Here is a 25,637-nt window from a genome sequence, read left to right as displayed (position 1 = left end):
ATCAAGCTATATATCCACCTACTCCCCCGGTTGCTCCTGGCTGGGCCGGGACGCACGGTGGAATGACCAAGGTGAGGGCGGACGAACGTGATGACGGGTTCTGAAAGCGCCGACGACGACCAGGCGGCGTGCTGGCCGGACGACCTCATCGACGAGTCGGACACGGCCAGAGCCACCGTGGATCCGGACGGCATCGTGACCGGGTGGAGCGAGGGAGCACGACGGCTGCTCGGATTCCGGCCCGCGGAGGTCATCGGCCGGCCCGCGGCCCCGCTGCTCGCCGGGGAGCCGCCCTCCGAGACGCTGCGCCTCCTGCAAACGCTGCCGAGGTGGAACGGAACGGCGACTCTCCTACACCGGGACGGCCACCGCCTTGCGGTGAACCTGCTGGCCCACCGTCGAAAGCCCGACTGCGAGGACAACGGGAGCAGCGAGTGGCTCCTGGTCTCCCCGCTGGCCCGGCCGTCGTCGCCCCTCCAGGACGACGCACTGGTGATGTGGGCGTTCGCCCGGTCCCCGTCCACGACGGCGCTCTACGACACCGGCCTGCGGCTGCGGCGCGCGAACGCGGACATGGAACGTGTCATCGGCCTGCCCGAAGCGGCGATGCAGGGCTTGCGCGTGTCGGAGATCGTGGTCGACCCGGAGGGCGACCGGACGGAACAGTGCATGCGGCGGGCGCTGGAGACCGGCGAACAGCAGCATCTGCAGCAGATCCTGCACCTGGCGGGCCACGAGCGCGAGAGCATCTGGACGACTTCACTCACCCCTGTGCGGGACGCCGGTGGAACGGTACGGGGCGTGCTCCTCTCCGCACACGACATGACCGAGGAGCACCTGGCCCGGGGACGTCTGGCCCTGCTCAACGAAGCCAGCATCCGCATCGGCAGCACTCTGGACCTCGCCCGGACCGCTCAGGAACTCGCCGACGTGGCCATCCCCCAGCTCGCGGACTTCGTCACCGTCGACCTGCTCCCCGCCATCGAAGGCGGCGACGACCCGCGCGCTGGCTCACCGCCCAGCCCCGTCATGCTGCGCCGTGTCGCCTACCAGTCCGTCCTGGAGGGCTGCCCCGAGGTCGTGGTGAAGCGCGGAACGGTGGCCGCGTACCCGGACGAGTCGACTGCGGCCAGATGCCTCATCACCGGCAGGCCGCTGATCGAGAATGTGACGGCCCACGCGATGGACCGGGTAGCGCGCCAGACCCCGGACCGGGCCGAGCGGATGCGACGCTACGGTTTCCACTCAGTGCTGGCCGTGCCGATGCGCGCCCGAGGCATCACTCTCGGCGTGGCCACCTTCTCCCGCCACCGGCGCCCGGAACCCTTCGAGCAGGACGACCTGCTCCTGGGCGAGGAGATCACCGCCAGGGCCGCCGTATGCATCGACAACGCCCGTCGCTACACCCGCGAGCGCCGCACCTCCCTCACCCTGCAGCGCAGTCTCCTGCCACAGCGGCTGCCCCCTCAGGCCGCCGTGGACGTCGCCTCCCGGTACCTGCCCGCCAGCACGCAGGCCGGCGTCGGCGGCGACTGGTTCGACGTGATCCCGTTGTCCGGCGCCCGGGTCGCGCTCGTCGTCGGCGACGTCGTCGGCCACGGCATCCAGGCCTCGGCCACCATGGGACGGCTACGCACCGCCGTGCGCACCCTGGCCGATGTCGACCTCCCGCCCGACGAGCTGCTGACCCACCTGGACGACCTGGTCATCCACCTGTCCGCTGAGGCCGAAAACGCAGCCGGCGACATCGGCGCGACCTGCCTGTACGCCGTCTACGACCCGGTCTCCCGGCGCTGCACCCTGGCGCGCGCGGGTCACCCCCTACCCGCGGTGACGACTCCGGACGGCGCCGTGGAATTCCCCGACGTCCCCTCCGGCCCGCCGCTGGGGCTGGGCGGCTTGCCCTTCGAAGCCGCCGAGATCGAGCTGCCTGAAGGGAGTCTCCTCACGCTGTACACCGACGGTCTCATCGAGGCCCGTGGCCGCGACATCGACGAAGGCCTCGACGCGCTGCGCGAGGTGCTGGCCCGGCCGGCTTCGTCCTTGGAGAGCACCTGCGACACCGTGCTCCAGACACTTCTCCCGGAGGACCGCGCCGCCGATGACGTGGCGCTGCTGATAGCCCGCACGCGCGCCCTGGACGCGGCCCACGTCGCCACCTGGGACGTGCCGCCCCATCCCTCAGCAGTCGCCGAGACCCGTAGGAACACCTGCTGGCAGCTGGCCGCCTGGAACCTGGACGAAGCCGCCTTCGTCACCGAACTGGTCGTCAGCGAACTCGTCACCAATGCCATCCGCTACGGCGGCGCCCCCATCCAGCTCCGGCTCATCCGCGACCGCAACCTCATCTGCGAGGTCTCCGACGCCAGCAACACCGCCCCCCACCTGCGTCGAGCCCGCGCCTTCGACGAAGGCGGCCGCGGCCTGCTTCTGGTCGCCCAGCTCACGCAGGGCTGGGGGACCCGCCAGACGTACACCGGCAAAACAATCTGGGCCGAACAGACCCTCCCCATCACCTGACAGCGGAGCGGACCAGGTCCTCACGGTGAATCAGAGATGGGTGCGGATCCTGGTCGGGTGGCCCGGGGCATCTCAGCCCCGGGCTCCCACAGATCCGTACGTGACGCCGTCATACGGCTCTTGTCGCTCTGGTCACTTGACGGCCGGTTTCACCCAGATCCAGTGTGCGAAGTACCGAGGGTTACGGGCTGCTGCCTGCGCCATGGACTGGCGGGCCCTTCTCAGGGTTCCTGCCCTCTTGTACTTCTTCATGATCCACCGCAGCAGATAGGTGTTGATGCGGTCGAGTACGGGCGTCAGCTCGGTGTGGAAGAAGGCCCCGTAGTAGGCCATCCAGCCTCGGACGATCGGATTGACCATTCGCGCGAGGTCTGCCTCCGTGCTGTTCACGCGCCGGTGCAATCGCCAGGACTTCACCACCGCGCTCATCTTCTTCAGCATGATCTAGCGAGGAACCCCGGGCGTTCACGACTCCGTTGGGAAAGGCGTGATTCGAGCAGGGCTGTGTCGTTCGTCTTGTTGATGGCTATGGTCGTTGGCGGGGTGAGGGGCGCGGGATGTCGCTGGAGTCGCGGTCGGATGATGGGGTGCCTGAGCTGACGGCTCGGGTGGTGCGGGCCTCGTTCCCCAAGGGGACGTTGGCGGTCCGGATCCGGGACGTGCTTGGTCCGCTGTTCACAGACGAGGACTTCGCTGAGGCTTTCGCTGACCGGGGTCGGCCCGCAATCTCGCCGGGTGCTCTGGCCTTGGTGTCGGTCTTGCAATACGCGGAGGGATTGTCCGACCGGCAAGCCGCTGACCAGGTACGGGCCAGGATGGACTGGAAGTTCCTGCTCGGGCTGGAGCTGGATGATCCGGGATTCGACTTCACTGTCCTGGGTGACTTCCGCTCCCGCCTGATCACGCACGGGCTGGAGGAACGGGTCCTGGAGGTGATCCTGTCCCGGTTGTCCGATGCAGCACTGCTGCGGGCCGGTGGCCGGCAGCGCACCGATTCCACTCATGTGCTGGCCGCGGTGCGCACGCTGAACCGGATGGAGTTCGTCGGTGAAACGCTTCGGGCAGCGCTGGAGGCGCTGGCCGCAGCAGCCCCGGACTGGCTGACACCGTTGATCAGCACCGCATGGGTGGAGCGCTACGGGGCCAGGATCGACAACTACCGCTTCCCTAAAGGGGAAAATGTCCGCCGGGAATGGGCCGAACAGGTCGGCCGGGACGGGTTCGTGCTCCTGGACGCCGTCGATGAGACGGCCGCATTGGCCTGGCTGGGGGAGGTCCCCGCAGTGCGCATCCTGCGCCGGGCCTGGATGGAGCAGTACCACCGGGACGGGAAGGGGGTGCGCTGGCGGGAGGGCAAGGACCTCCCGCCAGCCAGAGACCGGCTGTCCTCGCCCTATGACGCCGATGCCCACTACGGCATCAAGCGTGGGTCGGGCTGGTGCGGCTACAAGGTCCACCTGAGCGAGACCTGCGAGGCTGATGCACCGCATCTGATCACAAATGTCGAGACCACGAGCGCCACCGTCAACGACACTGAGCTCACCGCTATCGTCCACCAACGTCTTGCCCAACGGGGGCTGACACCGCACGAGCATGTGGTGGACGCCGGATATGTCACCGCCGCCCACATCCTGGCCGCCCGCGAGGATCACGGCATCGACCTGCTCGGACCGGTCGGCATCGACACCCACCACAGCGGGCGCGATGACCAGGCACCAGACCTGACCCAGGCCGCCTTCACAACGGACTGGGACGCTCGCAGGGTTACCTGCCCGCAGGGCGCGGCCAGTGTCAGCTGGTCCCAGCAGCGCAAAGCCAGCGGCACTCCGCTCGTCCGGGTGTACTTCGCGCTCGCCGACTGCGACCCATGTCCGCTGAGACCGAGGTGCACCAAGGCAGCCAACGGCAAGTGGGGTCGCAGCCTGACCCTGCTGCCCCGCGAGCAGCAGCAGATCCTGGAACAACGACGCGCGGAACAGCAAACCGACGCGTGGAAAGAGCGCTACGACGCGCGAGCCGGGGTGGAAGGCACCATCTCCCAGGCCGTCCGCCGCACCCGCCTGCGACGCACGCCCTACCAGGGCCTGCACAAGACGCACTTGGCGAACATTCTCTCCGCCACCGCTGTCAACATCGCGCGCGTCGACGCCTGGCTGAACGGCACCCCACTCGGCGCAACCCGCGTCACCCACCTCGCTCGGCTTGCCCACGCGACATGACCTCAGCACGAGAACCGCTTTGCGCCTTTCCCAACGGAGTCGTTCACGCCCGGGAGGAATCGCTTCTCTCGGCTGCTCTGACCCGCGCGGGCGCACGGGTCTGCACTGTTGACCTCAGTCAGGACGCTTCTGGTTCGCGATGTACTCCTTCACCAGGGCGAGCGGTGCGCCGCCGCATGATGCGGCGAAGTAGGACGGAGACCAGAAGTGCTCGCCCCACAGGTACCGGCGGATGTGGCCGGGGAACTCCTGGCGCAAGCGGCGGGCGGAGACGCCCTTGAGGCTGCCGACGAGTCGGGAGATGGCGACCTTCGGTGGGTAATGCACCAGCAGGTGTACGTGATCGCGCTCGCCGTTGAACTCGCGCAGGTCCGCGCCGAAGTCCGCGCACACATCCCGCATGACCTCTTCGCAGCGCTTGAGGATGTCGTCGGTGAACGGTCCGCGCCGGTACTTGGGGGTGAAGACCAAGTGCGCATGAAGGGTGTAGACGACGCTACGGCCCCTGCGGATATCGGGGTTTGGTTCCCATCGAGGTGACATAGAGCAATGCTATATTCGTCCCCGTGAAGATCGTCGTGCAGGTGAAACTCGTGCCGGATGCCATCCAGGCGTCGGTACTCGAGTCGACCCTGCGCACGGTCAACGACGCCGCGAACTGGGTGTCGGAGGTGGCGTTCGAGCACGGTGTTCCGCGTGAGTACGAGTTGCGCAAGCACACCTACGCCGAACTCAAGGCCCGGGGCTTCGGGGCGCAGGCCGCGCAGCACACCATCAAGAAGGTGCGCGACGCCTACACCACACTCAAGGCCAACGTTCGGGCCGGGAATCTTGGGAAGGAAGGCTCCAAGCGCCGCCGTAAGGCGGAGTCCAAGCCGATCGTCTTCCGGCCCGAGGCCGCCCAGGCGTACGACGACCGGTGCCTTTCCTGGCAGTACGACCAGCAGACCGTGTCCATCTGGACCACTTCCGGACGGCTCAAGAGCGTCCGCTTTGTCTGCTCCGCCGACGCGCTCAAGACGCTCCGGGCGCACCGGCAGGGAGAGTCCGACCTCATCGAGCGTGACGGCGTCTTCTACCTGATCGCCACCTGCGAGGTACCCGAGGCCGAGCAGTACGGGCCGGACGGCTTCATCGGCGTGGACCTCGGCATCGCCAACATCGCCACCACGTCCACCGGCTACCTCGCCGCCGGGCGGGGGCTGGGCAGGTACCGCAAGCGACAGCTTGTCCTGCGTGCCAAGCTCCAGAAGAAGCGCACCAAGAGCGCCCAGCGGCGACTCAAGGCCCGTGCCCGCAAAGAGGCGCGGCACGTCGCCAACCAGAACCACATCATCTCCAAGACGATCGTGACCGAGGCTGAACGCACCGGGCGCGGCCTGTCCCTCGAAGAACTCAAGGGCATCCGCTCCCGGGTACGGCTCCGCAAGCCCCAACGGGTCGCACTCCACTCCTGGGCGTTCGCCCAGCTCGCAGACTTCATCGTCTACAAGGCCAAGCGGGCAGGCGTGCCCCTGGTCTTCGTCGATCCCGCGTACACGTCGCAGACATGCGCCGAGTGCGGTCACGTCGACAAGCGAAACCGTGTCGACCAGGGGCTTTTCATCTGCCGGGGGTGCGGGGTCGTTGTCCACGCCGACCGGAATGCTTCCCACAACATCGCCGCGCGTGGCGAGAGCGTGTGGAACGCGGGGCGTGAGTCACGCGTCCCTGCCACCCGATAGGGGTGTCTGGACGGAGGAGTCCAACCCGGCAGCCAGCCGGGCACTACCTCCAAGCCCGGTCCTTCAGGGCCGGGTCAAGTTGACGGCGTCCCTGCTGACCGCCGGGAGGAAGGCCGTGTGTCAACGGTCATTGAGACGCCCAGGTAGGTGGCCGTTGGAGGCCCAGGCTGGTGGCCATCAGAAATCCAGGTGTGTGGCCAGTGGTGTTCCTGGGGGTGGGGGTCAGTTCAGGGGGACCACTCCCTTCCCGGCGAGGGCCTCGGCGAGGCGGTGCGAGTCGCCGGTGGTGGTCACGAGGTGAGCGTGGTGCATGAGTCGGTCGGTGCTCGCGCCCGCGAGGGTCTTCGGCATGATCGTGTCAAAGCCTGAGGGGTGAATGTTGCTGGTCACCGCGATGGAGCGGCGTTCGTAGGCGGCGTCGATGATGCGGTAGAACGCCTCGGCGGCGTCTTCCCCGACGGGCAGCAGGCCGATGTCGTCGATGACGATGAGGTCCGCGCGGCAGATCCGGGCGACGGTCCGTGCGGTGGACCCGTCGACCTTCGACTTCCCGATCGCGGCGCTGAGCGTCTCCAGGGTGAACCAGGACACCCGCAGGTCGTTTTCGATCGCGGCCTGGGCCAGGCCCTCGGTGAAGTGGCTCTTGCCCGTCCCCGACGGGCCGGCGATCACCAAATTCTCGGCGCGACCGATCCACTCCAGGGTGATCAGGGAGTTCTGTGTGGGTTCGGGGATCGTGGAGTCCTCGGCCCGCCAGGAGCCCAGGGTCTTGCCGGTGGGGAAGTTCGCCGAGTGCCGTCGCAGCCGCCGGGTGGCCGCGTCGCGGCCGGTGACCTCCTCGGCGATCAGCAGCCGCAACACCTCGGCGGGGTCCCAGCGTTGGGCGCGGGCGGTGGCCAGCACGTCGGGGGCGGCTTTGCGCATATAGGGCAGGCGCATGCGGCGCATGAGCTTGTCGAGTTCCTCGGGGAGGGCGGGCGGGCTGGGAAAACTCACGAAGGTGCCGTTCTCGTTAGTGACGTGCGGTCAGAATGCAGTGGTAGACGGCGTGTTGGCTCAGCGGCCCAGGGCCTGCCAGCCGATGGTTCCGTTCTGGACGGAGTGGGCCTCGTCCGCGCGGATGACCTCGCCGGCGGGCTTGCTGTCCGCGAGGTGTCCCAGGATCGAGAGCAGGTCGTCGTCGGCGAAGCGCCCGGCCATGGCCGCCAGACCGAGGGCCTGGTCGACTTTGTCGTTGCCCAGGACGGTGGCCAGCTCGACCGCGCGGGCCATCTTGGCGCGGATGCGGACCGCGCCGGCGGGGCCGGCCTCCTTGAGCCAGCGGCCCGCGCCGGGGCCGATGCCGACGAACGTGATCTCCGCTGCCGAGCGGGGCTGCAGCCTCGGCTGGTGGATGCTGCGGCCGTCGGGGTGGTCGGGGTAGTGCTCGTCGATGATCTGTGGAACACCCGGGGTGGAAAGCTGGTGGCGCCAAATCTCGGAGAGGTCACCGGAGTTGGTGCGGGCGGTGATGGACAGTTCCTCGCCGACCACCCGGCACCACACCTTGGCGCCGGTATAGCCCGGCGGGGTCGAGTAGCGCACCGCGTTGAAGCTGATGGTGCGGTCGGAGCCGACCAGTCTCTCCTCGCCCAGGGCGAGCGCGAGCGGCTCGATGGGCAGGACGTGCAGCGTGGTGCGTTCGACGTCCAGGCGGCTCGCGGGTATCTGCCCAGTCGCCCGGTGGCGGCGCGAGTTCACCGCATCGCACCAGGTCAGGCAGGCATCGGCGAGCTCGGCGAAGGTGTCGTAGGCGGCCAGCAGGTTCGCGCCGGTGGGCACCAGGTCGGCCTTCGCGATGCGGACCGTGGCCTCCGCGCCGCCCTTCGATTCGGGATCGTAGGGCACGCAACTGACCACCTGGCAGCCGTAATGCCGGCCCGCGGCGACCATCTGCGGATGACGTACCGGGATCCCGGCGATGTGCTCGACGGTGACCGTCTTCGCGTTGTCGGTCAGCACGTATGTCGGCGCCCCGCCGATCCGCCTGAGCGTGGTGTCCAGGCAGGCCACCAGCGTGCCCAAGGTGCAGTCCCAGACCGGGATCACGACCCGGAACCGTGACCAGGACAGCCATGCGCAGAACAGCCAGGTCCGTCGGCCGCCGATGCGCGGGCCCTCGCCCCAGTCGAACTGCAGCCACCGGCCCGGCTCGGGAATCCACGGCCGGTAGGTGCGGCGCTTGCCCGCCTTCCACGCGGTCTTTGCCGTGTTCACCGCCCGTCTCGTCGAGCGTGCGCTGCCCCGGTAGCCCATCTGCACGAGCTTGTCGTGGACCACATCGGCGCGGATCGTCGCCTTCGACTGCTCGACCCACTCCTCGACCTTCTCCAGGAACGCGTCGATCATCTTCGGCCGCGGCTCTCGCTCATAGGGATTGCGCCCGCCGTTGCGGGCCTCGACATACCTCTTGACCGTCTTCGGGTCGTGCCCCGTCAAGGTCGCCGCCGACCAGACCGTTCCGGTCAGGTCGTACGCCTCAAGGATTTCCATGATCTCCGTGTCAGACTTCGTCACAGGACCTCTCCGGCCGGTAGCTGATGCGTGGAAACACCAGCAAACGGTCGGAGGGGCCTCCTCCAGTTAAGGAAGTGATCAGGAACACCACTGGTCAGACGGCCATCCACCGGGAATTCCGGTGGCCATCAGCCTGGACTCGGCTGGCCGCACATCTGGACTTTGCCATGGCCGCCGTCACCGTGAACACCACGCCATCCTTCCGCTGAGCCGACCTCGGCCGGAAGGTGAACCCCAGGAACGTGAACGACACCTGCTCGAACGAGCCGCGCCGGTTGCTGTCCTTGCAGTACACAATCTTCGTCTTGTCCGGGTGCAGCTCCAACCCGACCTCGGCCATCCGTTCGTGCAGCGCGGCCAGGACCTCACGGGCCTGGGTCGCGGAGGTACAGTGCACCACCGCGTCGTCCGCGTAGCGTTCGAAGGCGACCCCGGGGAACTCCCGGGCGAACGCGTAGTGCATGAACAGGTTGGCGAGGACGGGTGAGACCGAGGAGCCCTGCGGGGCAATGCCACTTATTTAAGAAACGGCCAGGATTTTGATGTGGGGCGGGTCCGGGTGGCGGGTTGTGGTTTCGGTTGGGAGTTTCTTCCTGTAGGCGTGGACGTGGACGCGTTTGACGGCGCGTGGGCTACTGCGGTTCCTCCGGCGGGGGTTGAGTCTTTCGACGATTTCTGCGCGTGCCGTCTCAAGGGCGTTAATGAGGTGGTGAGGGGGAAAAGCCCGCCTGGTCTGTGACCTGGCGTCGGATAATGCGCAGTGACCGCATGAAGGACAGTCGGTCTGGGTCGATGTCGGCTGCCTCGCACATCAGATGCCGGACCGCGTAGTGCGTGAGGAGCAGTGCCCAGATCTCCTGCTCGATCATTTCCGGTGTCTTCGAGCGCAGTACGCCGCCACGGCCTCGCTGATGAGTTTTGATCTCGTCCAGGCTGGATTCGAATTCCCAGCGTTCGGCATAGGCGGCCGCGAGTTCAGCGGAACTTGCCTCGTCGGGGTCCATGATGGTGGTGATCAGGCAGAAGATCTCGCCCTTGCCTTCACGGTTTGTCACTTCGTATTCGATGACCCGGACCGGAAGTCCGGACGGTTCCTCGATGTTCGCCGATCCGCGGTGTCGCTGGACCGCGCGCCGGCGGCGGACCTTCGGGTCGAGGAGGAACGACTCGTACGACCCGTCCTTCAGGGGCCGCACCACGGGCAGGTGAGGCCCGTCAGGCATGCGCCACAGCAGATCCGCGCCGGTAGCCGCGGCAGCTTCCCACAGGCGGTACGCATAGAATCCCCGGTCAGCGGTGACCAGCATGCCCGGTTCGAAATCGACGACGAGTTCCCCGGCGAGAATACCTTCATCCACGCGCCAGGGCCCCAGCCGTGCTGCTACTACGGCATGGGTCCCGCATTCGCCCAGCCCCACGATCTTCACCTGGGGAAAAGGCGCCGGATTCTTCGTGCCTCCCGACCGGCCGAACCTCGCGTCATTCGCAGGGGTATCGGGAACATCCAGCACGAAACCGTCGATGGCCATCAGCCGCCACCGCCCCAGCCACGCCCCTTGCGTGCCCCGCCGAGCGCAAGGCAGTGCCACCCGCTCAAGCAGCAGCCTCAACGGCTCCGGTCCCAGACGCCGGCGCGCCTGGGAAATTGCACCCGTCGTGGGAACTGTCCAGTCCTTGCGCCATGTCCCCAGAAACCGCAGACCGTTGACAAGAAGCCGCATCACTTCCTCGTACGACTCGCCGAAGAACAGACACAAGCCCATCACGTAATAGACAACAACACGCGCCGGCAGCAGACGTGACCGCTTTTCCATCCGTCCCGTCTCGACGAGAACCTCATCGACCAGATCACGGTCGACCAGGCGCGTCAGAACACCAACACCCACCCGGTCAGTTAGACGCATGCCCGAAACTGCCGCCGAGCCCTCCAGCACCCCACCCATAGGCGAGGAAGGTATCCGGTCTCCTGGAAACAACAAAGCACCGGTACTTGGATAGTTGACCATCCACAGGCAGCCCGGGCGTGTCGCTGTGGAAAAGTGGACGACTGGACATCAGTCACTTATCTAAGTGGCATTGCCCTGCGGGGTTCCCCGGTCCCGGGTCAGCAGGGTCCCGTCGGGCTGTTGCAACGGCGCAGCCAGCCACCGCGTCACATACAGCACGACCCAACGGGCATCGGTGTGCGCTTCGACGGCCTTGAGCACCAGGTCCCACCGCACGCTGTCGAAGAACTTCCGGATGTCCAGATCGATCACCCAGTCGTACTTCCAGCAGCGTTTGCGGCAGACCCCGACCGCGTCCAAGGCCGACCGGTGAGGCCGATACCCGTAGGAGTCGGGGTGGAAAATGGGCTCCACTCGTTTCTCCATATGGGCTGCCACCACGGTCTGCGCGATCCGATCGGCGACGGTGGGCACCCCGAGCACACGGACACCAACGGCCCCGTGCTGCTTGGGGATCTCCACCGCCTTCACCGGGGGTGGGAAGTAGGTCCCCGAGGACATCCGGTTCCAGATCTTGTACAGGTTTCCCCGCAGATCCTTCTCGAACTCCTCGATGGACACCCCATCCACCCCCGGCGCTCCCTGATTGCCCTTCACCTTGATCCAGGCGTCCCACACCTCCGACTTGGAGATGTCGAACGATTTGCCAGATGCTTTCAGCTGGTCCATCGGGCTCCTCCCAGAGCTCTGGTTGACCAAACGAAACAGCCACGAGCGACCCGGCCCCTTCGCTCCACCCCCGTTACAGAGGCCTCCGCACTACTACGGGCCGGTCCGCCGGCGTCCCCGGCCCGGCACTCGAAGTCCCTACGGGGCACTCCCGACTCGGGCACTCCCGGCGCCCATGCTGCTGAGTACGGGCATGCCGAAGACGCCTTCCCACGTTCCGCACGAGAGCGGCAGACAGGGTTCACGTCACCTCTACGCCGGACGCCGCCCGGCCAGTCGACGGGCTCCCGCCGGGCTTATCCCGGGACCAAGAGCTTCATCCCGGTTCTGACGCCATCTGACTATTTTCGACGCCTCAACAGTGATCGTCTCCCCTGCCCCTACCTGACGCCTCCCGGACGCCTTTTCCCCCATCGCTCACCACGACGGTCTTCAGCCAACGCAGCATGAGGGTGGTTTGAAGCCTCCCCCCGCAGGGCGGCTCCGAAGGGCCAACATCCTTCATCTCTCGTGCAGCACCGCTTGAACAGCGATCTCCATCACCTACATGTCGTTCACCCTTCTCGCGTTCGTGGCACACGCTCATACAAGATTTTCGTAGCCGTTGATCGGTCCGCTGGGCCGTGACATCCCTCTGTTCCAGCGGGATGCTGCCTGTGTGCGATGACGTGTTGAAGCTGTTGCGCAGCTCGGTGCTGTGGAGGTTGGTTCGGTCGAGGAGTTCGAGGATGCGGTCGTGATCTCTGCGCGATCCCGGGCGGAACCAGCTGCATGCACTGGCTGCGGTCGGATCTCTGACTGGGAGCACAGCCGGTACGTGCGCCACGTTGCCGACGAGGCAGTCGGTGGCCGTCCGGTGCGGATCGAGCTGTCGGTCCGCCGCCTGTACTGCGAGAACCCTGCATGCCCGAAGGCCACATTCGCGGAGCAGATCGACGGGTTGACGGTGCGGTATCAGCGCCGAACTCCCTGACTGCAGGCGATTATTGTGGCTGAGATCGTGGAAGCCAACCGCCAGGACGGCGACAAGACCAAGCCGGCCGCCCTCGTGGACGCCTATCCCGGGCTCGGCAAGAGCACGGCGGTGCGCGCCTACGGCCGCGCTCTGTACCGCAAGCAGATCACGTTGCGCGGCGAGAGCACACCGGTCGGGGACCGCCGCGTTCCGGTCATCTACATCGCTCTCACCGGAAACACGTCCGTCCGCGGCCTGAATGCCTCCATCTGCCGCTTCTACGGGCTGCCGACGTCCGGGAACGCGGACATGCTCGCCGAGCGGGCCGTGGACGCGGTGCTCAGCATGAACACCATCGCGATCGTCATCGACGACGTGCACTTCATGTCCGGCTCGAACAGCAACGCGGTCCGGATGGCCAACCAGCTGAAATACCTGGCCAACGTCTTCCCCGTCACCCTGCTCTACATCGGCGTCGGGGTGCGGCAGCGCGGTCTGCTGCGCGAGGGCCTGTCCCCGCACCAGGCGCTGCTGGCGCAGTTCGGACGCCGTACCACCCCGCTGACGCTGCTGCCGTTCCAGGTGGAGGACACCGCCGGTCGCCGCCAGTGGCGCACGTTGTTGAAGACGATCGAGAAGCAGCTGGTGCTGGCGGACAAGTACCCGGGCATGCTCGCGAGGGACCTCTCCGACTATCTCTACTCACGCTCCACAGGGCACTTTGCCTCCCTGATGACGTTGATCAACCGCGGCTGCCTGCGCGCGATCCGCTCCGGACACGAGCGCCTGGACAAGAACCTGATGGACCAGGTCAAGAACGACGCCGCGGCCGAAGACGCCCGGCAAGAACTCCAGGCGGCGATCGAGGCCGGACTGCTGACCACCCGCCCGGACGACGGCGAGCAGCCCCGGAAGTCGGCATGAGCATTTGGACCCCGGACAGGATCCCGATCGCCCTGATGCCGATGCCCGGCGAGGCCCTGGACAGCTGGATCAGCAGCTACGCGCGCCGACTGCGCACGACCGACCGGGGCCTTTTGCGCCATATCGGACTGCCCGCCGCCCGCGTCGACCACATGCTGCTGCGGCTGACCGAGCCAGAGTCCCGGGTGCTGCACAAGGCGACCGGTGTTCCCGCCGAGGTGCTGCGGGCCATGACGCTCGACTCCTACAACACCTTCGCCGTCAACGTCGCGCCGGGCCGCCGCCAGCTCGAGCGGCCGCCGGCGTGGGCCTTCCGCAGCAGCCGCACCCGCTACTGTCCCGCCTGCCTGCGCGAGAACGGCGGCCGCGGGCCGCTGCTGTGGCGACTGCCGTGGGCCTTCGCCTGCACCCAGCACCAGCTGCTCCTGGCCGACTTCTGCCCCACCTGCGGCCGCCCGCCCCACCCGTGGAAGATCAGCTTCACGGGACCCCGCGGCATCGGTGCCTGCACACGCGACCGACTCGACCACGCAGTCAAGGGCCGCAGGCGCCCCTGTGCCACCGACCTGTTCCACGCCCCGGCGAACGCCCTTCCCTCCGACGGTCTGGTACTGCGCGCACAGCACCGCGTGGCCGGACTGCTGGCGGTCGCGCCGGACCAGAGGCCGGGGGCCCTGATCGAACTCAAACAGCTCTACGCCCTGGCCTGGCGGGCGCTGCGCGGCCTGCGGACCAACCGCGACCATGCGCCCCACCTCGTCCACGCTGTCCTCGACGAATGCGGCGGCACGTTCCCATCTTCCTTCCCGGACGGCAGCGGACAGTCGGCCTACCACCTGTCCGGCAACAGCGGCAGCCGCCGAGGTGAGGATGCTGCCAGCCTTCAGACCCACCACGTCGCCGCGGGTACGGCCCTGGCGCAGGTGGCGCTCCGCGGCGGACACCCCGAGCATCAGCGGCTCTTCGAATGGATCGTGCAATCGGACCACCCGTCGGCCGCGCGCGACCTCAACCTCGGGGAATTGGCCCTCCGTTGGCGCGACAGCGGACCGGACCTGTTCGCCCGCGTGATGTCCTACCAGGATCCGCACACGCTCCTGCATAATCGGCTGCGCTACGCCAGCGCCACGCCCCCCGACGGCCCGACCGCAGCAGAGCGGACATCCACCGCCGCGCCACCATGATCCCCGCGATGCTCTGGCCCGGATGGGCTCTGCGCCTGCTGCCTGTGGACCGTCTGCGATCACAAGGCCGCGTCTTCCGTGTCGACGCGTTCCGCCATGGCTGCTCCGGTCTCCTCCTCGTCCCGGGCGGGCCGGCCGACCTGCCGTATGTACGCGCCGCACCGCTGCTGGGCAACGCCCGCGCCGCCCGCGACCGCGAAAGCGTCGAGCAGCGCGTGTACCGCGACCAAGACCTCACCCCACTGGCCTCGACGCTCGCCCAGCTCGCCCGCGCGCTCGACGAACACGGCTCACCCATCGACTACACCCGCCGCCGCGCCACGTTCACCGAAGCCACCGTCGACCTGAACCCTGACGCCTACCGGCGCCTGGTCCTCTAGCACGGCTGGCTGGCCGGCGGCGAGCACCGCCAGCAGGTCATGCGCTGGTACCTGCTGCTGTTGCTGACCGGGCACAGCCCGCCCGCACCACAGGGAGCCGCCACCCGCTTCGCCTGGAGCTGCACCGAATTCCGCTTCCGCGCCCCCCCCTGCCGCTACGCGTCTTCCTGCACGAGCAGGCAGAACAGAACCTGGCGGCCCACAGCATCGATGAGCCGGTGACCTGGGAGCCTCCAGCCCACTGGGTCCGCAACGTCGAGTGGCCGGGCACCGCACGCGTCCACCCTCCCGACGGCTACAACGGCCTCGGCCACCTCGACCTGCCCCCGCAGCTCTCACTGGCAATGCAAGCTGTCATCGACGGCCGCGAAGCCCTGGACCGGCTGCGCACCATCGTCCAGGTCGAAGGCCACGACAGCATTCCCGCGGCCGCCGACAGCTTCTACGGGGGCAGACACAGCACCCTCGCCCACCGCATCCGTGCGATCGAGCACAGAGCCGGCTTCCGCATCATCGACCGCGACACCCGCCCCCTCGCCCCCACACCCCTCGGACGCGACTTCCTGCGAGAAGCACAGCAGATCCTGCGCATCGCGGGCGACGCCGAACTACCCCGGTCCGAGACACCGTGAGGGCAGGGCCGGGTGCGGCAGTTGGTGTCGGTCCGGCCCTGCGCCGGTGTTCGCGTCCGCGCCTATGCGATCGGTTGATCGCGCTGAACCGACTTGCGCATTGCGGGAAGAGGTCGCTGCCCGGCTTCGCGTCCTGCGTCACCGGTGTGGCCGACGGACCGTAGCCGCGTAAGGGTGGCGGTGAGCTTCTCCGCCTCGCCGTCGTCGAGCGCCGGGCCGAAGCGGCGGCGCAGTTCTTCGTCGAAGACCCGCAGGGCCTTGTCGAGGATCTGGCGTCCGGCAGGGGTGAGTTCGACGATGGAGGAACGGCGGTCCTCGGGGTTGGCGCGGCGGGCGCAGTATCCGGCCTTCTCGACGCGGTCGACGACCTTGCTGGCGCCGCCGATGGTGATGGCGAATTCCTGGGCCATGTCCTGGACCCGGCATCCGTCGGTCCGCTCGAGCATTCGGAGGATGTCGAGCCAGGTCATCGGGAGATCGCAGGCGGCCCGCAGGGCCGAATCGACGCCGTTCCACACCTCGGTCTCGAGGCGGATCACGGCGTCGAACAGTGGCTTCAGGTCAGTCATCATCCATTTCCCGCAGGGCTCACTTGCCCCAGAAGGCGTCCTCGGCGTCCGGGTCGCTGGAGAACAGCCATACCTCGACGATCCTGCTGTCCTGGATGCGCAGCAGGTCGACGCCGTCCATCGCCATCGATGCCTTGTCGGTGCGTCCCGCGAAGTGGATGGTGGCGGCAACCAGGTCGCCGTTGACCATCAGAGCGTGAACCTGGTCGATGGCGAAGCTGCCCTGGCTGGCCTCCATCATCCCGCCAAGCATGGCGAAGACGGCGTCACGGCCCTCGCGGACGCCGGAGAACTGGTTTCCGCCGGGCTGGTGCCAGACGACGTCGTCGTCGAGGAGCTTGCCCACGGTGTCCAGGTCGCCGCTCTGGATGGCCTGGAAGTAGCTGCGGGCGATGTCGATGGCCGTGTCGGCCATGAGGGTGGCTCCGTTCGTCTGGCGCGTGTCGCCCTGACGCTCAAAGAGGGCGAATCTTCGCTTAGCGCATCTCCAGGAAAGCAGATACATTCCATGGAAGCAACTTCTGAGTGTGTATATCTGGCGAAGGGAGAACCGTGGCGGCCGCTGTGGAGGATGTAGGGCCCGAGGCGTGGGAGGGGGCGGCCGAAGGCGATCAGCCGCTGGCGATCCGGGTGCACGGAGCCAGGGTGCATAACCTCAAGGACGTCGACGTGACCGTGCCACTGCGGCGACTGGTCGGGGTCGCCGGGGTGTCGGGGTCGGGGAAGTCGTCCCTGGCCATGGGGGTGCTGTACGCGGAGGGCTCGCGGCGCTATCTGGAGGCGCTGTCGACGTACACCCGGCGGCGGATGGCGCAGGCGCCGCGGGCGGCGGTGGTGGAGGTGGAGCATGTGCCGGCCGCGCTGGCGCTGCGGCAGCGGCCGGGCGTGCCCGGGGTGCGCTCGACCTTCGGCACCTCGACCGAGTTGCTGAATGTGCTGCGGCTGATGTTCTCCCGGCTCGGGGCGCATCTGTGCCCGAACGGCCACCGGCACGAGCCGACCATCGACGTGGCCGCCAACATGGATCTGACCTGCGCGGTGTGCGGGGCGGTCTGGTATCCGCCGGGGGCCGAGTCGTTCGCGTTCAACTCCGACGGTGCCTGCCCGCGCTGCACCGGCACCGGCATGGTCCGCGAGGTCGACGAGGCGGCGCTGGTGCCCGATGCGTCGAAGTCGATCGCGGACGGGGCGGTGGCACCGTGGTCGATGTTCGGGCTGACGGTGATGCCGCAGGTCGTCGCCGAGTTCGGGGTGCGCACCGACGTGCCGTACGCGGACCTGACCGCGGCCGAGCGGGAGATCGTGATGCACGGCCCCGAGGAGAAGCGGCACATCAGCGTCCGGTCGAAGAACGGCAAGCTGTTCGAGCTGGACTTCACCTACCGCAACGCCCGCCGTGCGGTCGAAGAAGCCCTGAACAATGCCGCCACTGAGCGCGGGTTGAGCCGGGTGAACAAGTTCCTGTCCACGCAAGTCTGTCCGGACTGCCACGGCACCCGGCTCAGTGAGGCGGCCCGCGGCACGCTCCTGGACGGCACGAACCTGGCCGAGGCCACCGCCAAGACCCTCGACGACCTCGTCGCCTGGATGCCGACGCTGCCCGGCGCGCTGCCGCCCGAGACGCGAGAGATGGCGGACAACCTGATCGCCACCCTGCTCGGCGCCGCCCGCCGGCTCACCGAACTGGGCCTGGGCTATCTCACCCTGGACCGGGCGAGCTCCACTCTGTCCACCGGCGAGCGGCAGCGCGTGCAGCTGGCCCGCGCGGTGCGCAACCGCACCACCGGCGTGCTGTACGTCCTGGACGAGCCGTCCATCGGCCTGCACCCGGTGAATGTGGACGGCCTGCTCGGCGTGATGCGTGACCTGCTGCGCGACGGCAATTCGGTGGTCTTCGTCGACCACGATGTTCAGGTCCTGCGTGAGGCCGACTGGCTGATCGAGATCGGTCCGGGCTCGGGCGCCGAGGGCGGCACCGTGTTGGCCACCGGCGATCCCCGCGGCCTGGGCAAGGACTCCGCCTCCCTCATCGGCGGCTTCCTGACCGGCCGCGAACCCGTGCTCGTACGGACACGGGCGGACCGCGACACGGTATACGACTGCGGCCGCATCCACCTGGCCACTCGCCCGTTGCACACCGTGCACGCCCTGGATGTCGATGTCCCGCGGGGCAGGCTGACCGCTGTCACTGGCGTGTCCGGCTCCGGTAAGACCACCCTGATCCTGGAGAGTCTCGTCCCCGGCCTTAAGGCGCAGGCCGCCGACGAGCCGCTGCCGGAGCACGTCAAGGCCCTGGACGCGGCCGGGATCAGCCGGGTGCACATGGTCGACGCCACCCCCATCGGCACCAACGTCCGCTCCACCATCGCCACTTACAGCGGCATCCTGGACGACCTTCGTCGTGAATACGCCGCCACTCCAGCAGCCGTCGAACGCGGTCTGGCGGCCGCGGACTTCTCGTACAACACCGGCTCGCTGCGCTGCCCGCGCTGCGAGGGCACCGGACAGATCTCCCTGGATGTGCAGTTCCTGCCCGACGTCGACATCGCCTGCCCCGCTTGCGATGGCACCCGCTATGCTCCCGCGGCCCACGACATCCTGCGGCCCACGCCCGCAGACCCGGGATCCGACGGCATCAGCCTGTCGGATCTGCTGGGTCTCACCGTCCGCCAGGCTCTCGCCCACACCGAGGACATCCGCCGCGTACGCACCCGCCTCAACGCTCTCAACGCCCTCGGGCTCGGCTACCTCACCCTCGGCGAGGACACCCCCGCCCTCTCCGGCGGCGAGGCCCAGCGCCTCAAGCTCGCCACCGAACTGACCCGCGACCAGAGAAACGCCCTGTTCGTCCTCGACGAACCCAGCGTCGGCCTCCACCCCCTGGACATCCGCACCCTTCTGGACGTCCTGCAGCGTCTGGTCGACAAAGGCGCAACCGTCCTCGTCATCGAGCACGACCTTGACATGATCGCCAACGCCGACCACGTCATCGACATGGGCCCGGGCGGCGGCGCATCCGGCGGTACCGTCGTCGCCACTGGCACCCCCGACGACATCATCCAACACCCCGAGAGCATCACCGGCCGCTACCTTGGCGAGCATCTGCGGCCCGACCAATGGCTCGCCGACATCGGCCTGTGAGACGTCCGTAGCGTATCGACAGAACCCCGACGCCGGGGCGGAGGAGCGGCACAGGCACCCTGAGCAGAAGGTGAAGGGCCAGCCGCGCCAATACATTCACCACGCTGTCGGCGTCCGGTTACAGGGAGTCGCGCTGTCAGCGGTTGGGAACGTCGGGATTGCTCACTGAGCCGCGAATGCGGTGCTGCTCGCGAAGCGTGGAATACGGCGTCTCCGCAGCACCCGCTGCTCACGGCCAGGCGGATCCTAGAGTCACCGTCATCACCGCCGACGGCACAGCCAGCATGATCGACTTCCAGCCCTTCGACCGGATCGTCGTCACCGTACAGGCCGCCGACATCCCGTCCTCCTGGGTGCACCAGCTCGCCCAGGGCGGCCGGCTCATCGTCCCGCTGCGCATGCGCGGCATGACCCGCACCATCGCCTTCGTCCGCGACGGCCACCGGCTGGTCAGCGACGGCTTCGAGCTGTGCGGCTTCGTCCCGATGCAGGGCGCCGGCGAGAACCGTATGCAGCGCGCGGTAGCCGTCCCACTTGGGCTGTGCCGCCCACCCGGCAGGCAGCGCCGGGTCGTTGACCGGTACGGCGCGCATCGGCTCGGGCAGCGACCAGCTGGACCCCAAAGACGGAGGGATGCCCGCAGCATGCTGATGGTCCGCCGGCGTCCAGCGCCCCTGTCGCTGAGGCGCCGGCTGCGACGGCCGGCCGTGGAGGCGGGAGTGTGTCAGTAGCCGGTGCCACGCTTGACCTGTTCTCGCTCGATGCCGTGGGCTGCGCCCTTGTCGTCCAGGGTGCGGCACGCGTCCTCGATGTCCTGGCTCAGGCGGTCGACCTGCTCGCGGCTCAGGGTCTCCTTGACCAGAGCGCGCAGGATCTTCACCTTCTCGGCGTTGGGCGGGAGCGTGTATGCCGGAACCATCCAGCCGCGCTCGGCCGAGAGTTGCCAGGCGATGTCGGACTCGTCGTAGGCGTGCTTGTCGGCGAGACGGAAGGCGACCAGTGGCAGCTGTTCGAGGTCGCTGCCGATCACTTCGAAGCGGCCGCTGCTGCGCAGGTTGTCCGCCAGGGCGCGGGCGTTGTCCTGCATGATCTTCATGACGTAGGTGTAGCCCTGGCGACCGAGCCGCACGAAGTTGTAGTACTGCGCAAGCACCATCGACGCACCGGTGGAGAAGTTCAGTGTGAACGTCGCGTCGGTCTTGCCCAGGTAGTTCTCGTAGAACACGAGGTCCTTGGCCAGGTCGGCCTCCTCGCGGAAGACCAGCCATCCGATGCCGGGGTAGACCAGGCCGTACTTGTGTCCGGAGACGTTGATCGAACGGACCTGTTCGAGCCGGAAGTCCCATTTCGAGTCGGGGTAGAGGAAGGGCCATACGAATGCGCCGCTGGCGCCGTCGACGTGGATCGGGATGTCGAGGTCCCGCTTTTTGCGGACGTCCCGCAGGAGCTTGTCGATCCCGACGACATCGTCCTTGTGACCGGTGAACGTGGTGCCCAGGACAGCGACGACGCCGATCGTGTTCTCGTCGAGGTGGGGCTCCACGTCGTCCGGGCCGATCGTGTACTTGCCCTCCGCGAGCGGCACGATCCGCGGTTCGACGTCGAAGTAGCGGCAGAACTTCTCCCACACGACGTGGACGTCCCCGCCGAAAATCAGGTTGGGCCGGTCGGCTGACAGGCCGGCCGCCTGGCGGCGCTGGCGCCACTTCCACTTCAGCGACAGCGCCCCGAGCATGATCGCCTCGGACGAGCCCTGGGTCCGGCACCCGGTCGTTGGGCCCGGTGCGTGGAAGAGGTCGGCGAGCATGCGGACGCACCGCTGCTCGATCTCGGCGGAAATGGGGTACTCCGCGTGGTCGATGAAATTGCGGTGGAGGTTCTCGGCGATCAGCCGTTGCGCCTCCGGCTCCATCCACGTGGTGACGAACGTGGCGAGGTTGCGCTGTGGGTCGCCTTCCATGGCGAGATCCACATCCACGAGCCTCATCGCGTCCGTCGCGGCCATGCCTTCCTCGGGGAAGGTCTCCGAGGGAGCGGGCACAGTCAAGAAGCGGTTCCCGAAAAGAGTTGAATCCGCACGCTTCGTCATGATTCGATCTAACAGCGCCGCCGCTTGCCTTGACGAGAGACGCGGCGGGGCGGGACGACGGGCCTCGCTCCTGGAACAGGGCTCCAGGAGCGGCGACCTGCATCTTCAGAGGTGTTGAGGTGCGACGTGATCTGCCCTGCCGCCGATACGGCAATAGGATGAACACGGACAAAGGGTGCATGGCACTCTCAGGCACACACCGTGGCCGCAGTTGCCGTGTATCGAGTAGGGCAGAACGTGATGGGTCCAAAGGGACACGTTCTGTCGTCACGGTCCGCCCGTCGTCCCGCCGTTCTCGGCGTCGGTCGCTGGGTGATCCTTTCGCTTCCTGGCCTGCTCGACCGCCGACAGCAAGAACCGGGCCGCGACACCGATCAACAACAGATTCGCCGCCATTTGCCCCGTGACCAGCAATCGCGCCGGCTCGCTGCGCGGGCTGATGTCGCCGAAACCGACCGTGCTGAACACGGTCACGGTGAAGTACAGCGCGTCGGACCGCGACAGCGGTTCGCTGAAGCTGCCGGATGCGCTGCGCTCCATCAGGTAGTAGGTCGTGGCGAACAGGAGAAGGTACAGCGGAAGGGTCGTCCCTACGGCTCTCTTGAAAATCACCTGAGTGATACGCGTCGGCGCGGTTCATGCGGTCTGTTCGCGTGCGGTGATGGTGACGTCCATGCCGAGGGCCGTGAGTTGGGCGATCAGGCGTCGGGTCTGGCGTTCCTTGCCGAGGCGGTTGGTGAAGTGATCGGGGCCGAGATCGCGGTAGGGCACGAGGTCGTGGAGGATGTGCCAGGCGGCGACGAGGATGGAGTGTCCGACGGCAAGGGTCGCCCGCTTGGCGCCTCGGTGCGGGACCAGCCGCCGAAATTGCGCGCCCAGGTAGGTCGTCTTGCTGTGGGCGGCGCTCGCGCCGGCGATGAAGAGGGCGGTCTTGAGCCAGGTGTCGCCGTGGCGGGTGCGTCCGGATAGCCGTTTGCCGGCTGATTCCTTGTTGCCCGGACACATTCCGGCCCAGGAGGCGAGGTGTCCGGCGGTGGTGAAACGGCTCATGTCGACGCCGATCTCGGCGATCAGGACCTGGGCGAGCGTCAGGCTGATCCCGGGAATGGTGATCAGCAAGTTGACGTGCTGCTGCAGGGGCTGCAGCTGGCGGTTGATCTCCTCGCTCAGGAGGGAGATCCGGTTGTCGGCCTCGTCGATGGCCCGCAGCATCGAAGCGATCATGAACGCGTGGTGCTCGTTGAAGTCACCGGTCAGAGCACGGGTCGGCAACGGGACCTTGCCCTGCAGACTGCCCAGGGCGAGGGGTGCCAGCACCTGCGGGTCCCGTTCGCCTGCCACCAGGGCATCCAGCATGGCCCGCGCCGAGCGGCCGGTGATGTCGGTGACGACCGAGGACAGTTTGATCCCGGTGTCCTCCAGGAACATCGCGAGACGATTCACGTCGCGGGCCCGGTCCCGGACGGTCTCGGTTCGATACCGGGTCAGGTCCCGCAGCTGACGGATGTCACGCGGCGGAACGAAAGAGGGGCGGACCAGGCCGTGTTCGACCAGCTTGCAGATCCACTGGCAATCCTTCACGTCGGTCTTGCGACCGGGAACCGTCTTGATGTGCCGGGCGTTCAGCAGCCACGGCTCGATCCTCTCAGTGGCCTCGAGCAGGTAGAACAGCGGCTTCCAGTACGACGCGGTCGCCTCCATGCCGATCCGAGCGATCCTGTTGTCCACCAGCCAGTCCCGCAACTCCAACAGCCCGTCGTTCATCGTGGAGAACGTACGGACCTCGTAACGGGCGCGCTTGCCAGTGCCCGGGACCCGGATGCATACCTTGACATCCGTCTTGCCCAAGTCGGCGCCCCCGCACCGTTCCTCGATCACATCCATGTCCCGCCCCGCCCTTCCTCGCGTGCACCAGGAACGGTGCCCGCCCATCAGGGACCACAGGATTCAAAGAAGCTCTCTTGCGTGCTCGCGGCAACACCACTGGACTCCTGCGCTCGGCCCCAGCGTCCGACTACCAAACGGGCTCAACGTTCGGCACCAAGCTCGATCGACGTCCTCCGGACGGGCACCAGCCCCGATTTTCCCGGCCACGGGGCGGGACCGACAGGGCCCGGGATGACTACCAAGAGGCCCTGCTTCCATGCGCCGGCCCGCACGCGATCACCCGATCAGGAACCCAGTTCGACCAGACCCACGTGATCGATAAGCGGATGGCGTCTACCAAGAGGCCCTGCTTCCATGCACCGGCCCGCACGCGATCACCCGATCAGGAACCCAGTTCGACCAGACCACCCACGTGATCGATAAGCGGATGGCGTCTGAGCACAGCCCGGACCTGAAGGCGCTGCTCGACCTCGGCGAAAGGGGTACTCCCTGCTCGAACGCAGCGAAGCGGAGTGGAGAGCTTGGGGGGCGGGGCAGCCTCGGGTCGCTGCTGTACCGGCGGGCGCTGGGCGAGGCCGTCGCCACGGCGCTGACGGTACGCGACGGCGCGCCGTCGACCGGCCCCGCACCCCCGTACGCGCAGGTGCAGGCCCTCGTCGACGGGCCCGGCGTCACGTGCCGGTGAGCTTGTCGAGGTCGGGGGCGTAGACGGTCATCCAGTGCGAGTTCAGCCGGTAGTAGACGACCTCGCGGTTCCAGTCGAAGGCGTCGTCGCCGTAGAAGTCCTTCAAGTAGGCGAGGAGTTCCTGCCAGTCGGCCGTGGTCTCGGCGTCCTCCGGGTTCATCTCCTCCACCGTGCCGTGGGTGAACACGCCGAGGTCCTCACCGCGCATGTGCGCGACGTCCCAGTGCAGCCGGGACACATCGATGCCGAACTCGGTGATCGCCCGCGCCCCGACCGTGCCCGCGATCCGCTCCAGCTTCGGGGCGATCGCATCCAGGACCCTCGCCAGGCGGTCGTCGTTGAGCTGGTCCGCCTCGATGCCCAGCACTTCCTCCACAGCCCAGGTCCGGCCCCAGTCGGCGACCCGCAGCACCGGTGCCGGCGAGGTCAGCCGGTTCGCCACCAGCGCCTCAACGACCTGACCGTGCGTCAGGTGCGCGCTCGCACCACCGGGACACAGCTCATCAACGACCCCGGCCACGTCCAGACGGCGCAGAAACTCGGCAGCGACAGGCAGAGCACCCAGACGCTTCTCCACCACAGACATCACCATGCACTCAAGGCGCTGACGCTGGGACCGAGGCCGCGGGGACCGGGAGGTCATCGACACACCCAAGTAACGCCCACAACCCCACCCCGGGCACCCCCGAGCCCAGTACTCCATCCGATTCAACGCCCCGCGAAGACGGGCCTAGCTTCCGTGTGGTCCCGTACAACGACCTGGCCGCGCTCGAAGCGGCGGTCGACGAGACGACGGCGACCGTGCTCATCGAGCCCATCCAGGGCGAGGCGGGCGTCGTCATCCCGGACCAGGGCTATCTGGCCGGCGTGCGCGAACTGACCCGGCGGGCCGGCTGTCTGTTCGTCGCGCACGAGATCCAGTCGGGCCTCGGGCGTACGGGCCGCACGCCGGCCGTCGAGCACGAGGCGGTCGTCCCGGACATGCTGCTGCTCGGCAAGGCGCTCGGCGGCGGCATCGTCCCGGTCTCGGCGGTCATCGCGCGCCGCGAGGTGCTCGGGGTTCTGCGGCCGGGTGAGCGCGGGTCGACGTTCGGCGGCAATCCCCTGGGGGCCGCGGTCGGCTCGGCCGTCGTGGAGTTGCTGGAAAGCGGTGAATTCCAGTGCAGGGCCCAGGAGTTGGGCGTAGTGCTGCGGGGTGGCCTGGCGGCTCTCGAAGGCAGGGCGTGCGGAGTTTCCGGGCGCGCGAGCTGTGGGCGGGCGTCGACATCGACCCCGCCATCGGCACAGGCCGCGAGATCAGCGAGCGCCTCATGCGCGAGGGAGTCCTCGTCAAGGACACGCACAGTTCGACGATCCGGCTCGCTCCACCACTGACCATCACCAGCGAAGAGCTCCGCACGGCCCTCGAGGCGCTGGAGAAGGTTCTGGCGGAAGGGGCGTGACAGCTCGGGCTTGAGAGTTCAAGGCTCCGCAGGCCGGCGCGGGTTTCCGCGTCGG

At 67.8% G+C, this 25,637-nt stretch carries 24 protein-coding genes and 1 pseudogene; 12 read left to right on the top strand and 13 right to left on the bottom strand.

Translation table 11 applies throughout. From position 1 onward, the window contains the following. The first annotated feature begins 90 nt into the window (after positions 1 to 90). Positions 91 to 2,520 carry a SpoIIE family protein phosphatase gene (locus tag OHU89_RS51280; protein ID WP_405653820.1) on the top strand — a complete coding sequence of 810 codons (2,430 nt, stop codon included), beginning with the start codon at positions 91 to 93 and terminating at the stop codon, positions 2,518 to 2,520. A gap of 132 nt (positions 2,521 to 2,652) precedes the next feature. On the opposite strand, the gene OHU89_RS51275 is transcribed toward OHU89_RS51280, so the two are convergent. Continuing rightward, positions 2,653 to 2,949, bottom strand: coding sequence for a group II intron maturase-specific domain-containing protein (locus tag OHU89_RS51275; protein WP_405653817.1), 297 nt, complete (start codon positions 2,947 to 2,949; stop codon positions 2,653 to 2,655). Positions 2,950 to 3,107: 158 nt separating this feature from the next. Between OHU89_RS51275 and OHU89_RS51270 the strand changes: the two genes are divergently transcribed. Further along, a complete protein-coding gene (locus tag OHU89_RS51270) occupies positions 3,108 to 4,739 on the top strand; it encodes an IS1182 family transposase (RefSeq protein WP_405638794.1) in 1,632 nt (543 codons plus the stop codon). A gap of 114 nt (positions 4,740 to 4,853) precedes the next feature. Here OHU89_RS51270 and tnpA read toward each other — a convergent pair whose 3' ends face one another. After that, positions 4,854 to 5,282 carry an IS200/IS605 family transposase gene (gene tnpA / locus OHU89_RS51265; protein WP_266898953.1) on the bottom strand — a complete coding sequence of 143 codons (429 nt, stop codon included), beginning with the start codon at positions 5,280 to 5,282 and terminating at the stop codon, positions 4,854 to 4,856. Positions 5,283 to 5,293: 11 nt separating this feature from the next. Here tnpA and OHU89_RS51260 point away from each other — a divergent pair, with 11 nt between their 5' ends. Then, on the top strand, positions 5,294 to 6,463 hold the full coding sequence (locus OHU89_RS51260; protein ID WP_405654224.1) for an RNA-guided endonuclease InsQ/TnpB family protein: 1,170 nt from the start codon (positions 5,294 to 5,296) through the stop codon (positions 6,461 to 6,463). A gap of 222 nt (positions 6,464 to 6,685) precedes the next feature. Here OHU89_RS51260 and istB read toward each other — a convergent pair whose 3' ends face one another. The 5 genes from istB to OHU89_RS51235 all read right to left on the bottom strand — a co-directional run bounded on the left by istB (position 6,686) and on the right by OHU89_RS51235 (position 11,694). After that, entirely contained in the window at positions 6,686 to 7,411 is a 726-nt protein-coding gene (gene istB / locus OHU89_RS51255; protein ID WP_405655056.1) for an IS21-like element helper ATPase IstB, read from the bottom strand. A 108-nt stretch (positions 7,412 to 7,519) separates the two neighbouring features. Further along, the gene (istA, locus tag OHU89_RS51250; protein ID WP_405655055.1) at positions 7,520 to 8,995 is read right to left on the bottom strand and encodes an IS21 family transposase; all 1,476 of its coding nucleotides are present in this window, start codon (positions 8,993 to 8,995) and stop codon (positions 7,520 to 7,522) included. A gap of 118 nt (positions 8,996 to 9,113) precedes the next feature. After that, the gene (locus OHU89_RS51245; protein WP_405655054.1) at positions 9,114 to 9,530 is read right to left on the bottom strand and encodes a reverse transcriptase domain-containing protein; all 417 of its coding nucleotides are present in this window, start codon (positions 9,528 to 9,530) and stop codon (positions 9,114 to 9,116) included. Positions 9,531 to 9,717: 187 nt separating this feature from the next. Then, complete coding sequence (locus OHU89_RS51240; protein ID WP_405653815.1) at positions 9,718 to 11,025, bottom strand: IS4 family transposase; 1,308 nt, start codon at positions 11,023 to 11,025, stop codon at positions 9,718 to 9,720. A 60-nt stretch (positions 11,026 to 11,085) separates the two neighbouring features. Then, positions 11,086 to 11,694 (bottom strand): reverse transcriptase domain-containing protein, encoded by a 609-nt coding sequence (locus tag OHU89_RS51235; protein ID WP_405653813.1) that lies wholly within the window; start codon positions 11,692 to 11,694, stop codon positions 11,086 to 11,088. A 697-nt stretch (positions 11,695 to 12,391) separates the two neighbouring features. Between OHU89_RS51235 and OHU89_RS51230 the strand changes: the two genes are divergently transcribed. The 5 genes from OHU89_RS51230 to OHU89_RS51210 all read left to right on the top strand — a co-directional run bounded on the left by OHU89_RS51230 (position 12,392) and on the right by OHU89_RS51210 (position 15,769). After that, complete coding sequence (locus OHU89_RS51230; protein WP_405653810.1) at positions 12,392 to 12,667, top strand: transposase family protein; 276 nt, start codon at positions 12,392 to 12,394, stop codon at positions 12,665 to 12,667. A 27-nt stretch (positions 12,668 to 12,694) separates the two neighbouring features. Continuing rightward, entirely contained in the window at positions 12,695 to 13,573 is an 879-nt protein-coding gene (locus OHU89_RS51225) for an ATP-binding protein (protein ID WP_405653808.1), read from the top strand. Beyond that, positions 13,570 to 14,757, top strand: a complete 1,188-nt coding sequence (locus tag OHU89_RS51220) for a TniQ family protein (RefSeq protein WP_405653806.1) — start codon at positions 13,570 to 13,572, stop codon at positions 14,755 to 14,757. Before OHU89_RS51225 ends, OHU89_RS51220 begins: the two co-directional genes overlap by 4 nt. Positions 14,758 to 14,765: 8 nt before the next feature. Then, positions 14,766 to 15,137, top strand: coding sequence for a hypothetical protein (locus OHU89_RS51215; protein WP_405653804.1), 372 nt, complete (start codon positions 14,766 to 14,768; stop codon positions 15,135 to 15,137). 218 nt (positions 15,138 to 15,355) lie between these two features. Beyond that, a complete protein-coding gene (locus tag OHU89_RS51210; protein WP_405653801.1) occupies positions 15,356 to 15,769 on the top strand; it encodes a LysR family transcriptional regulator in 414 nt (137 codons plus the stop codon). A gap of 62 nt (positions 15,770 to 15,831) precedes the next feature. On the opposite strand, the gene OHU89_RS51205 is transcribed toward OHU89_RS51210, so the two are convergent. Continuing rightward, a complete protein-coding gene (locus OHU89_RS51205; protein ID WP_405653799.1) occupies positions 15,832 to 16,338 on the bottom strand; it encodes a MarR family winged helix-turn-helix transcriptional regulator in 507 nt (168 codons plus the stop codon). A gap of 19 nt (positions 16,339 to 16,357) precedes the next feature. Then, positions 16,358 to 16,753, bottom strand: coding sequence for a nuclear transport factor 2 family protein (locus OHU89_RS51200; protein ID WP_405653797.1), 396 nt, complete (start codon positions 16,751 to 16,753; stop codon positions 16,358 to 16,360). 137 nt (positions 16,754 to 16,890) lie between these two features. Between OHU89_RS51200 and OHU89_RS51195 the strand changes: the two genes are divergently transcribed. Then, positions 16,891 to 19,479 (top strand): excinuclease ABC subunit UvrA, encoded by a 2,589-nt coding sequence (locus OHU89_RS51195; protein ID WP_405653795.1) that lies wholly within the window; start codon positions 16,891 to 16,893, stop codon positions 19,477 to 19,479. 176 nt (positions 19,480 to 19,655) lie between these two features. Continuing rightward, positions 19,656 to 20,210, top strand: a complete 555-nt coding sequence (locus OHU89_RS51190) for a hypothetical protein (RefSeq protein WP_405655053.1) — start codon at positions 19,656 to 19,658, stop codon at positions 20,208 to 20,210. On the opposite strand, the gene OHU89_RS51185 is transcribed toward OHU89_RS51190, so the two are convergent. From OHU89_RS51185 to OHU89_RS51175, 3 genes are all read right to left on the bottom strand, one after another. Next, a complete protein-coding gene (locus OHU89_RS51185) occupies positions 20,204 to 21,568 on the bottom strand; it encodes a glutamate decarboxylase (RefSeq protein ID WP_405653793.1) in 1,365 nt (454 codons plus the stop codon). The two genes, OHU89_RS51190 and OHU89_RS51185, sit on opposite strands and share 7 nt — an antisense overlap. Before the next feature lie 267 nt (positions 21,569 to 21,835). Further along, positions 21,836 to 22,180 (bottom strand): potassium channel family protein, encoded by a 345-nt coding sequence (locus tag OHU89_RS51180; RefSeq protein WP_405653791.1) that lies wholly within the window; start codon positions 22,178 to 22,180, stop codon positions 21,836 to 21,838. Between the two features lie 24 nt (positions 22,181 to 22,204). Then, positions 22,205 to 23,452 carry an IS110 family transposase gene (locus OHU89_RS51175; protein WP_405653789.1) on the bottom strand — a complete coding sequence of 416 codons (1,248 nt, stop codon included), beginning with the start codon at positions 23,450 to 23,452 and terminating at the stop codon, positions 22,205 to 22,207. Positions 23,453 to 23,882: 430 nt separating this feature from the next. Here OHU89_RS51175 and OHU89_RS51170 point away from each other — a divergent pair, with 430 nt between their 5' ends. Next, positions 23,883 to 24,140 carry a hypothetical protein gene (locus OHU89_RS51170; protein ID WP_405653787.1) on the top strand — a complete coding sequence of 86 codons (258 nt, stop codon included), beginning with the start codon at positions 23,883 to 23,885 and terminating at the stop codon, positions 24,138 to 24,140. On the opposite strand, the gene OHU89_RS51165 is transcribed toward OHU89_RS51170, so the two are convergent. Then, entirely contained in the window at positions 24,127 to 24,720 is a 594-nt protein-coding gene (locus OHU89_RS51165) for a DUF4277 domain-containing protein (RefSeq protein ID WP_405653785.1), read from the bottom strand. The two genes, OHU89_RS51170 and OHU89_RS51165, sit on opposite strands and share 14 nt — an antisense overlap. A gap of 149 nt (positions 24,721 to 24,869) precedes the next feature. On the opposite strand from OHU89_RS51165, the pseudogene OHU89_RS51160 reads away from it, so the two are divergent. Next, positions 24,870 to 25,582: pseudogene (locus OHU89_RS51160) on the top strand (aspartate aminotransferase family protein); the annotation flags it as partial. Positions 25,583 to 25,637: the final 55 nt, after the last annotated feature.

The sequence above is a fragment of the Streptomyces sp. NBC_00019 genome (genome assembly GCF_045041015.1).
In the GTDB taxonomy this organism is placed as follows: domain Bacteria; phylum Actinomycetota; class Actinomycetes; order Streptomycetales; family Streptomycetaceae; genus Streptomyces.
Note: the sequence above shows the minus strand (reverse complement) of the source record. Positions and strands in the feature narration are given on the sequence as shown.

Coding starts and splice junctions, on each gene's coding strand:
- OHU89_RS51280 (WP_405653820.1), top strand. CDS start 91: ATGACGGGTTCTGAAAGCGCCGACGACGACCAGGCGGCGTGCTGGCCG.
- OHU89_RS51275 (WP_405653817.1), bottom strand. CDS start 2,949: ATGAGCGCGGTGGTGAAGTCCTGGCGATTGCACCGGCGCGTGAACAGC.
- tnpA (WP_266898953.1), bottom strand. CDS start 5,282: ATGTCACCTCGATGGGAACCAAACCCCGATATCCGCAGGGGCCGTAGC.
- istB (WP_405655056.1), bottom strand. CDS start 7,411: ATGCGCCGCATGCGCCTGCCCTATATGCGCAAAGCCGCCCCCGACGTG.
- istA (WP_405655055.1), bottom strand. CDS start 8,995: ATGGAAATCCTTGAGGCGTACGACCTGACCGGAACGGTCTGGTCGGCG.
- OHU89_RS51240 (WP_405653815.1), bottom strand. CDS start 11,025: ATGGTCAACTATCCAAGTACCGGTGCTTTGTTGTTTCCAGGAGACCGG.
- OHU89_RS51235 (WP_405653813.1), bottom strand. CDS start 11,694: ATGGACCAGCTGAAAGCATCTGGCAAATCGTTCGACATCTCCAAGTCG.
- OHU89_RS51220 (WP_405653806.1), top strand. CDS start 13,570: ATGAGCATTTGGACCCCGGACAGGATCCCGATCGCCCTGATGCCGATG.
- OHU89_RS51215 (WP_405653804.1), top strand. CDS start 14,766: ATGCTCTGGCCCGGATGGGCTCTGCGCCTGCTGCCTGTGGACCGTCTG.
- OHU89_RS51205 (WP_405653799.1), bottom strand. CDS start 16,338: ATGACTGACCTGAAGCCACTGTTCGACGCCGTGATCCGCCTCGAGACC.
- OHU89_RS51200 (WP_405653797.1), bottom strand. CDS start 16,753: ATGGCCGACACGGCCATCGACATCGCCCGCAGCTACTTCCAGGCCATC.
- OHU89_RS51190 (WP_405655053.1), top strand. CDS start 19,656: ATGCGGTGCTGCTCGCGAAGCGTGGAATACGGCGTCTCCGCAGCACCC.
- OHU89_RS51185 (WP_405653793.1), bottom strand. CDS start 21,568: ATGACGAAGCGTGCGGATTCAACTCTTTTCGGGAACCGCTTCTTGACT.
- OHU89_RS51175 (WP_405653789.1), bottom strand. CDS start 23,452: ATGGATGTGATCGAGGAACGGTGCGGGGGCGCCGACTTGGGCAAGACG.
- OHU89_RS51170 (WP_405653787.1), top strand. CDS start 23,883: ATGGCGTCTGAGCACAGCCCGGACCTGAAGGCGCTGCTCGACCTCGGC.